This is a genomic window from Streptomyces sp. NPDC050704 (assembly GCF_040654355.1).
Classification (GTDB): Bacteria; Actinomycetota; Actinomycetes; order Streptomycetales; family Streptomycetaceae; genus Streptomyces.
In genome coordinates this window covers 35218-41906 of record NZ_JBFAHW010000092.1, presented here as the reverse complement: position 1 = coordinate 41906, position 6689 = coordinate 35218, and the positions used below count along the sequence as shown (strand labels likewise).

The following is a 6689-nucleotide window of genomic DNA, read 5'->3' as shown; positions in this document are numbered from 1 at the left end:
TCTGTTTTTTTTTTTCTCGCGCCTCGGTGCTACCGCTTCTGTTGTTTTGTTTGGTTTGTCCTCTACTTCGTTCTCGTTCTCTCTGCTCAGGGCCTGACTGCGTACCCTCACCCGCAAGGGCGTCCCGTGCATGGCTGGCCAGCGTGCGCCCACAGGTAGCCGCCTAGCCTCCACGCCAGGGGCGCAGCGGTGGCCGTCCGACGGCGGGACCCGGACGGCAACTCGCGACCCAGCCCACCGGACGATCCCTGCGGTGTGTCGTCAGACAAGACGACAGCGCACCAAGGAGGGGGTCGCGAGATGGCCGATCACATCAGAATGCTCAACGGGAAGCTCGTCATGGATGGCGTCTACGGGGTGACGTACAACGTCGATACCGTCGAGTCGATCGACGCCAACCTCGACAGCATGCGCGCCCGACCCGACCACCCCGACATCGACCGGCTCCTAGACGCGCGGCGCCACGTCAGCGTCCTCAACTTCATCTGGCCGCCCGGCGAGACGAGCTAGGCCGCCTCGACGACCTCGGCCCGGACGGCTTCCACCCACTCATCCCGCAACTGCTCATACCGGGCCCGAGTCGGCCCCCACAACCAGCCGCCCTCCGCCACCAGCAACGCCCGAATCTCGGCATCCACCACGGCAGCAGGCCGCACCGGAGCCGGAGTTGAGGGAGTGGGGGGCATGTCGATCAGTCTAAGACGGGGCTCGGACAGCGGGCTACGGCGAAGGCGGCTGCGGCAGCTCGGTGACGAACGTGCCAATCCCCGGCTGCATGTACGCGAGTCCTGCCTTCCGCAGCTCCGTCAACACGCGCTTCGCCGTGACCGGGCTAATCCCGAACTCGTCACAGATCGCCATCCCGGACGGGAGCCTGCCGCCGGGCGTGTAGGTGCCGTCTAGGATCCGCTCCGACATCACGGCGTACACCTGCCGCCACCTTGGTACCTCCGGCTCCCACCTCATGATCCAAACGCTAGGCGGGCCTACCCCGACAGGCGAGACGAGACGACCTAGACGGCCTATACCCCCTATACCGCCGGAGTATGGTGACCAGACCAGAAGGACCCCCGCAGCCGCCCGACAGCGGCCCGGGGGCGTGGCCGACGAAGACCGGAGCGTCGACATGGATGAGCGTAGAGGCGAACAGCCCGCACCACAGCCCTGCCTGTGCGGCAAGCCCGACCACCAGCCGATCCGCGACGGCAGCCTCCTCCGCTGCCCCCACCGCGAGCTCCCCAAGGCGGACCGGTGGCGCGACGAAATAGCCCGCGGAGTCTGCTGGGTCGCACACCCTGACACCGGCGTGCACTGCACCGAACCCCCGCACCAGGACGGCGACCACCGCAACGCCTACACCGGCAACGCCTGGCCGCGCACTGCGGCGATAGAACCGCGCTAACCCCCGGCCGCCGCCCAGACCTCGCGGCGGACGGGTTATCGGGTTACCGGCAGGAACGTTTGGCCACGGCTCCACTGCAGGTCAGACCTTCACGCGGGGCGCACCGAATGTACGCAGATATATGCATCCGGCACACTTCCCCTGCCGGTGGCAGGCGTGTTGACTCGAATTCGGTAGCGCCGCCCAGACCTTGCCGCGCTACCGGCTAGCCGTCGAGGAGGTCGGTGACGTGAACGCGAAGAGCGTGGGCAATGAGCAGCAGGTCCGAATACTGGGGATCACGCTGGGCGTTCTCGTACCTCTGGATGCTGCGCCGTTCCATGCCGGCGAGGTGGGCCAGTTGCTCCTGTGACAGCTCGGCTTGCCGTCTGAGGTCGGCGATGCGGTGACCGAGGGTGACTCGACGGGTGATGACCCAGTCGGGTCGGGGGGTGCGGCGGCGGGACATCCACCAAACGCTGTGGCTGAGACGATCTTGTGTCAGTACCCAAATGGTCGCCACTGTCCGACCGTGATGGATCATAGACAGCCCTGCGGTGTGGCATATGCCGCAGGGCTTCAGGTAGTTTCAGCGAATCGAAAGTTTGTTCACCCGATCGAGTGAACCACCCCTGACCAGCGCATTCCGTTGAACAAGGCGGGAACTCGATCTCCACCCCCACAACCCAGCCGCCCACCCACAGGAGCCCGGACATGGACACCGACGAGATCCTCGACCTCTATCAGTGGAGCGAAGGGGTCTGCTTCAGGCATCCCGGCAGAGGCACCGTCGACACCACCGTCGTGAAACGACTCCACCCCCGGCTCGACGGCGAGCACGAGATCCGCGCCTGCCGCGACTGCGTCCTCGCTATGGAGACCATAAGAGAGCAGGCTGCGCGACGGGCGGGGAGCGAATACATCCCGGGACACGCCGGCGAGGCGCTGGGATAGGGCGTCCCTGCAGGCCGCAGGGTAGTTGAAGAGGTTCTCGCTGGGGAGAATCTGGGGAGCAGGGCACTCTGGAGAGCGGTCAGGGAGTGCGAGAATCTCAAGTCACGGGCACTGAAAGGAGTTCACGGGATGCAGGTCAGCGACCAGACGCGAGAGTGACCGGACGAACCTCATGCTGAGCCCACCCCCACAATAGATTCTATCTGAATCGCTACCGGGTGGTGGTCTGGCTGTACCTCGCCGAGGAGCTGCGGCAGTTCGCGGCGAGCGAGGACAACGCCCCACTGCTGAGCGGCCGTACGCCCGAGGGGTTGCGTGACCAGTTGGACGCGGGCCTGGACCTGCGGGCGCGGAACTGGCGGGGACGGCACATGGGTTTTCTGCTCCGGCAGACCGAGGACCCCTGGGCGCGGGCCGCGGCGGTGGCGTCCCTGCTCGATCCCGCGCAGGTCGCGGAGATCGTCGCGGATCCGTACGAACGCGCCTACATGAACCGCTTCCGGCCCGAACAGACCACCCATGGCGCGCCCGACTCGCCCGCCGCCCACGTCGCCGCGCGCATCATGTCGGCGCAGGACCCGGACGAGATCAGCTGGCTGCGGTCCGACCTGGCGAACCTGGTCGAGGAGGCACGCGAGCACCGGCCCGCGCCGCGACCGACACCGAAGCCCGAGCCTCCGGCCACGAGCCGGCGACCACGACCCGTCGAGGAGTGGCCCTCCATCGACAATCGGCAGACCGTCGAGGAACGACAATCGACGGTCGAGGAACGGCGATCGACGAGCGGGGAACGGCGATCCGGTGAGGAGCCAGACCGACCGCGGGGTCTCCTCAGCTGGCTGCGCCGCAGAAACCCCTGAGCCGTCAGGCCTCGAGCTTGCGGAACAACCCCTCCTGGACGACCGAAACGAGCAGGCGTCCCTCCAGGTCGTAGATCCGGCCCCGGGCGAGCCCTCGGCCCCCCGTCGCGATCGGCGACTCCTGGTCGTAGAGGAACCACTCGTCGGCGCGGAACGGCCGGTGGAACCACATGGCGTGGTCCAGGGAAGCCATGTCGTAACCGCGGGGTCCCCAGAGGGGTTCCACCGGGATGCGGACGGCATCCAGGAGGGTCATGTCGCTCGCGTACGTGAGCGCGCACGTGTGGACGAGGGGGTCGTCGCCCAGGGGCCCGACCGCGCGCATCCACACGGCGCTGCGCGGCTCGGCGTGCTCGATCTCCTCGGGGGTCCAGCGCAGCCGGTCCGCGTAGCGGATGTCGAAGGGCTGGCGCCGGGCCATACGCTCCAGCGTCTCGGGGAGCGCGCCCAGATGCTCCTTGATCTCCTGAGTGACGGTCGGGAGCGACTCAGGATCCGGCACCTCACGGGCCGGAGGCAGCTGGTGCTCGAAGCTCCCTACCTCAGGCTTGTGGAAGGAGGCGGTCAGATTGAAGATCGTGCGGCCCTGCTGCACGGCGGTGACGCGGCGCGTGGTGAACGACCGCCCGTCGCGGACCCGTTCGACCTGGTACACGATCGGCACGCCCGGCCGACCCGGGCGCAGGAAGTACGCGTGCAGCGAGTGCACGGGCCGTTCCCCGTCCGTGGTGCGGCCCGCGGCCACCAGGGCCTGGCCCGCCACCTGCCCGCCGAAGACCCGCTGCAGGGACTCCTGCGGGCTGCGGCCACGGAAGATGTTGACCTCGATCTGCTCCAGATCGAGCAGGTCGACGAGTCGTTCCGCTGGGTTCGTCATCTGTCGCGTTCTCCTGTGCTCACAGCTGGCCGACGTCGGTGACCTTGACGATGGCACGTCCCTCGGCGTCGGAGGCCGTGAGGTCGATCTCCGCGCTGATGCCCCAGTCGTGATCGCCGTTCGGGTCCGCGAAGGTCTGACGGACGCGCCACAGGCCGTTCTGCGGCTGCTCCTCGATCTGGAGGAGCTTGGGGCCGCGCGCGTCGGGGCCGGTTCCGAGGTCGTCGTACTCGTCCCAGTACTTGTCCATCGCCTCGCCCCAGGCATCGGCGTCCCAGCCGGACTCGGCGTCCATCTCGCCCAGTTCGTTGACGTGGTCCAAGGCGGCGAGCTCGACGCGCCGGAACATGGCGTTGCGGACGAGGACGCGGAAGGCGCGCGCGTTGGCGGTGACCGGCTTGACCTGGTCGGCCCTCTCCTGGGCCTCCTCGGCCGTCATCACCTCCGGGTTGGCGAGCTGTTCCCACTCGTCGAGGAGACTGGAGTCGACCTGGCGCACCATCTCGCCGAGCCAGGCGATCAGGTCCTCCAGGTCCTCGGACTTGAGGTCGTCCGGGACGGTGTGGTCGAGGGCCTTGAACGCACTCGCCAGGTAGCGCAGCACGATTCCCTCGGTGCGGGCGAGCTCGTAGTGGGAGACGAACTCCGTGAACGACATGGCGCGTTCGTACATGTCGCGGATGACGGACTTCGGGGACAGCGGATGGTCGCCGACCCACGGATGGCTCTTGCGGTAAGTGTCGTACGCGTGGAAGAGCAGTTCCTCCAGCGGTTTGGGGTACGACACGTCCTGGAGCCGCTCCATCCGGTCCTCGTACTCGACGCCGTCCGCCTTCATCGCCGCGACGGCCTCACCGCGGGCCTTGTTCTGCTGGGCGGCGAGGATCTGCCGGGGGTCGTCCAGCGTGGACTCGACGACGGACACCATGTCCAGGGCGTACGAAGGGGATTCGGGGTCGAGAAGCTCGAACGAAGCGAGCGCGAAGGTCGACAGCGGCTGGTTGAGGGCGAAGTCCTGCTGCAGATCGACGGTGAGGCGCACGATGCGGCCATCGGCGTCCGGCTTGTCGAGCTTCTCCACGACGCCGCCGTCGAGGAGCGAGCGGTAGATGGCGATCGCCCGGCGGATGTGCCGCAGCTGCTGCTTGCGCGGCTCGTGGTTGTCCTCCAGCAGATGCCGCATGGCGTCGAAGGCGTTGCCGGGGCGGGCGATCACCGACAGCAGCATCGTGTGCGTGACCCGGAAGCGCGAGGTCAACGGCTCCGGATCGGAGGAGATGAGCTTCTCGAACGTGCCCTCCGTCCAGCCGACGAAGCCTTCAGGAGCCTTCTTGCGGACCACCTTGCGACGCTTCTTCGGATCGTCGCCCGCCTTGGCGAGGGCCTTCTCGTTCTCGACGACATGCTCGGGGGCCTGCGCCACGACGAAGCCCGCCGTGTCGAAGCCGGCCCGCCCGGCACGGCCCGCGATCTGGTGGAACTCCCGCGCGCGCAGCGTCCGCACCCGGTTGCCGTCGTACTTCGCCAGGGCCGTGAACAGCACCGTGCGGATGGGGACGTTGACGCCGACACCGAGGGTGTCCGTGCCGCAGATGACCTTCAGCAGACCGGCCTGGGCCAGCTTCTCCACCAGGCGCCGGTACTTGGGCAGCATTCCGGCATGGTGCACACCGATGCCATGGCGTACGTAACGGGAGAGGTTGCGGCCGAACTTGGTGGTGAAGCGGAAATTGCCGATCAGCTCGGCGATCTGGTCCTTCTCCTCGCGCGTGCACATGTTGATGCTCATCAGCGCCTGGGCCCGCTCCACGGCCTGGGCCTGGGTGAAGTGCACGATGTAGACGGGCGCCTGCCTGGTCTCGAGCAGTTCGGTGAGCGTCTCCGTGAGAGGGCTCAGCCGGTACTCGTAGGAGAGGGGCACGGGCCGGGTCACCGAGCGGACCACCGAGGTGGGACGGCCGGTCCGCCGGGTCAGGTCCTCCTCGAACATCGAGACGTCGCCCAGCGTCGCCGACATCAGGATGAACTGGGCCTGCGGAAGCTCCAGGATCGGGATCTGCCAGGCCCAGCCGCGGTCGGCCTCGGCGTAGAAGTGGAACTCGTCCATCACGACCTGGCCGACGTCGGCCCGCTTGCCGTCGCGCAGCGCGATGGACGCGAGGACCTCGGCGGTGCAGCAGATGACGGGGGCGTCGGCGTTCACGGACGCGTCGCCGGTCAGCATGCCGACGTTCTCGGTGCCGAAGATCTTGCACAGCTCGAAGAACTTCTCCGAGACGAGGGCCTTGATCGGCGCCGTGTAGAAGGTGACCTCGTCACGGGCGAGCGCCGCGAAGTGCGCACCGGCGGCGATCATGCTCTTGCCCGAGCCGGTGGGGGTCGACACGATCACGTTCGCACCCGAGACCACCTCGATCAGCGACTCCTCCTGGTGGGGATAGAGCGTGAGACCGCGTTCCACGGCCCACGACTCGAAGGCTTCGTAGAGGGCGTCGGGATCTGCGGTCTGCGGCAGCTGATCGATAAGGGTCACGCTCCCATCTTGCCTGTGATCCCACTCGATGAGGGAATCGGCTGCGGGACCGAAGATCACGAACGCTACGCTGTGGCGCCTACG

Annotated in this window: 8 protein-coding genes and 1 pseudogene; 4 read left to right on the top strand and 5 right to left on the bottom strand. The window is 67.5% G+C overall.

All coding sequences use genetic code 11. The annotated features are described in order from the left end of the window. Positions 1-300 precede the first annotated feature (300 nt). Entirely contained in the window at positions 301-510 is a 210-nt protein-coding gene (locus AB0I18_RS37975) for a hypothetical protein (RefSeq protein ID WP_363110266.1), read from the top strand. Here the strand turns inward: AB0I18_RS37975 and AB0I18_RS37970 are convergent. Both AB0I18_RS37970 and AB0I18_RS37965 read right to left on the bottom strand, forming a co-directional pair. Next, complete coding sequence (locus AB0I18_RS37970) at positions 507-686, bottom strand: hypothetical protein (RefSeq protein WP_363110265.1); 180 nt, start codon at positions 684-686, stop codon at positions 507-509. The two genes, AB0I18_RS37975 and AB0I18_RS37970, sit on opposite strands and share 4 nt — an antisense overlap. Before the next feature lie 34 nt (positions 687-720). Then, positions 721-966, bottom strand: coding sequence for a winged helix-turn-helix domain-containing protein (locus tag AB0I18_RS37965; protein ID WP_363110264.1), 246 nt, complete (start codon positions 964-966; stop codon positions 721-723). 160 nt (positions 967-1126) lie between these two features. Between AB0I18_RS37965 and AB0I18_RS37960 the strand changes: the two genes are divergently transcribed. After that, complete coding sequence (locus tag AB0I18_RS37960) at positions 1127-1402, top strand: hypothetical protein (protein WP_363110263.1); 276 nt, start codon at positions 1127-1129, stop codon at positions 1400-1402. A gap of 205 nt (positions 1403-1607) precedes the next feature. On the opposite strand, the gene AB0I18_RS37955 is transcribed toward AB0I18_RS37960, so the two are convergent. Continuing rightward, complete coding sequence (locus tag AB0I18_RS37955; protein ID WP_363110262.1) at positions 1608-1850, bottom strand: helix-turn-helix transcriptional regulator; 243 nt, start codon at positions 1848-1850, stop codon at positions 1608-1610. Positions 1851-2095: 245 nt separating this feature from the next. Between AB0I18_RS37955 and AB0I18_RS37950 the strand changes: the two genes are divergently transcribed. Further along, positions 2096-2335: a hypothetical protein gene (locus AB0I18_RS37950; RefSeq protein WP_363110261.1), complete on the top strand. Its 240-nt coding sequence runs from the start codon at positions 2096-2098 to the stop codon at positions 2333-2335. A gap of 194 nt (positions 2336-2529) precedes the next feature. Further along, a pseudogene (locus tag AB0I18_RS37945) lies at positions 2530-3195 on the top strand (DUF6397 family protein); the annotation flags it as partial. A gap of 4 nt (positions 3196-3199) precedes the next feature. On the opposite strand, the gene AB0I18_RS37940 reads toward AB0I18_RS37945, so the two are convergent. Both AB0I18_RS37940 and AB0I18_RS37935 read right to left on the bottom strand, forming a co-directional pair. Continuing rightward, on the bottom strand, positions 3200-4072 hold the full coding sequence (locus AB0I18_RS37940) for an acyl-CoA thioesterase II (RefSeq protein WP_363110260.1): 873 nt from the start codon (positions 4070-4072) through the stop codon (positions 3200-3202). A gap of 19 nt (positions 4073-4091) precedes the next feature. Then, entirely contained in the window at positions 4092-6605 is a 2514-nt protein-coding gene (locus AB0I18_RS37935; RefSeq protein WP_363110259.1) for a DUF3516 domain-containing protein, read from the bottom strand. Positions 6606-6689: the final 84 nt, after the last annotated feature.

Bases quoted from the DNA above. Each gene is read 5' to 3' on its own strand.
- AB0I18_RS37975 (WP_363110266.1), top strand. From the start codon at position 301: ATGGCCGATCACATCAGAATGCTCAACGGGAAGCTCGTCATGGATGGC.
- AB0I18_RS37970 (WP_363110265.1), bottom strand. From the start codon at position 686: ATGCCCCCCACTCCCTCAACTCCGGCTCCGGTGCGGCCTGCTGCCGTG.
- AB0I18_RS37965 (WP_363110264.1), bottom strand. From the start codon at position 966: ATGAGGTGGGAGCCGGAGGTACCAAGGTGGCGGCAGGTGTACGCCGTG.
- AB0I18_RS37960 (WP_363110263.1), top strand. From the start codon at position 1,127: ATGGATGAGCGTAGAGGCGAACAGCCCGCACCACAGCCCTGCCTGTGC.
- AB0I18_RS37955 (WP_363110262.1), bottom strand. From the start codon at position 1,850: ATGTCCCGCCGCCGCACCCCCCGACCCGACTGGGTCATCACCCGTCGA.
- AB0I18_RS37950 (WP_363110261.1), top strand. From the start codon at position 2,096: ATGGACACCGACGAGATCCTCGACCTCTATCAGTGGAGCGAAGGGGTC.
- AB0I18_RS37940 (WP_363110260.1), bottom strand. From the start codon at position 4,072: ATGACGAACCCAGCGGAACGACTCGTCGACCTGCTCGATCTGGAGCAG.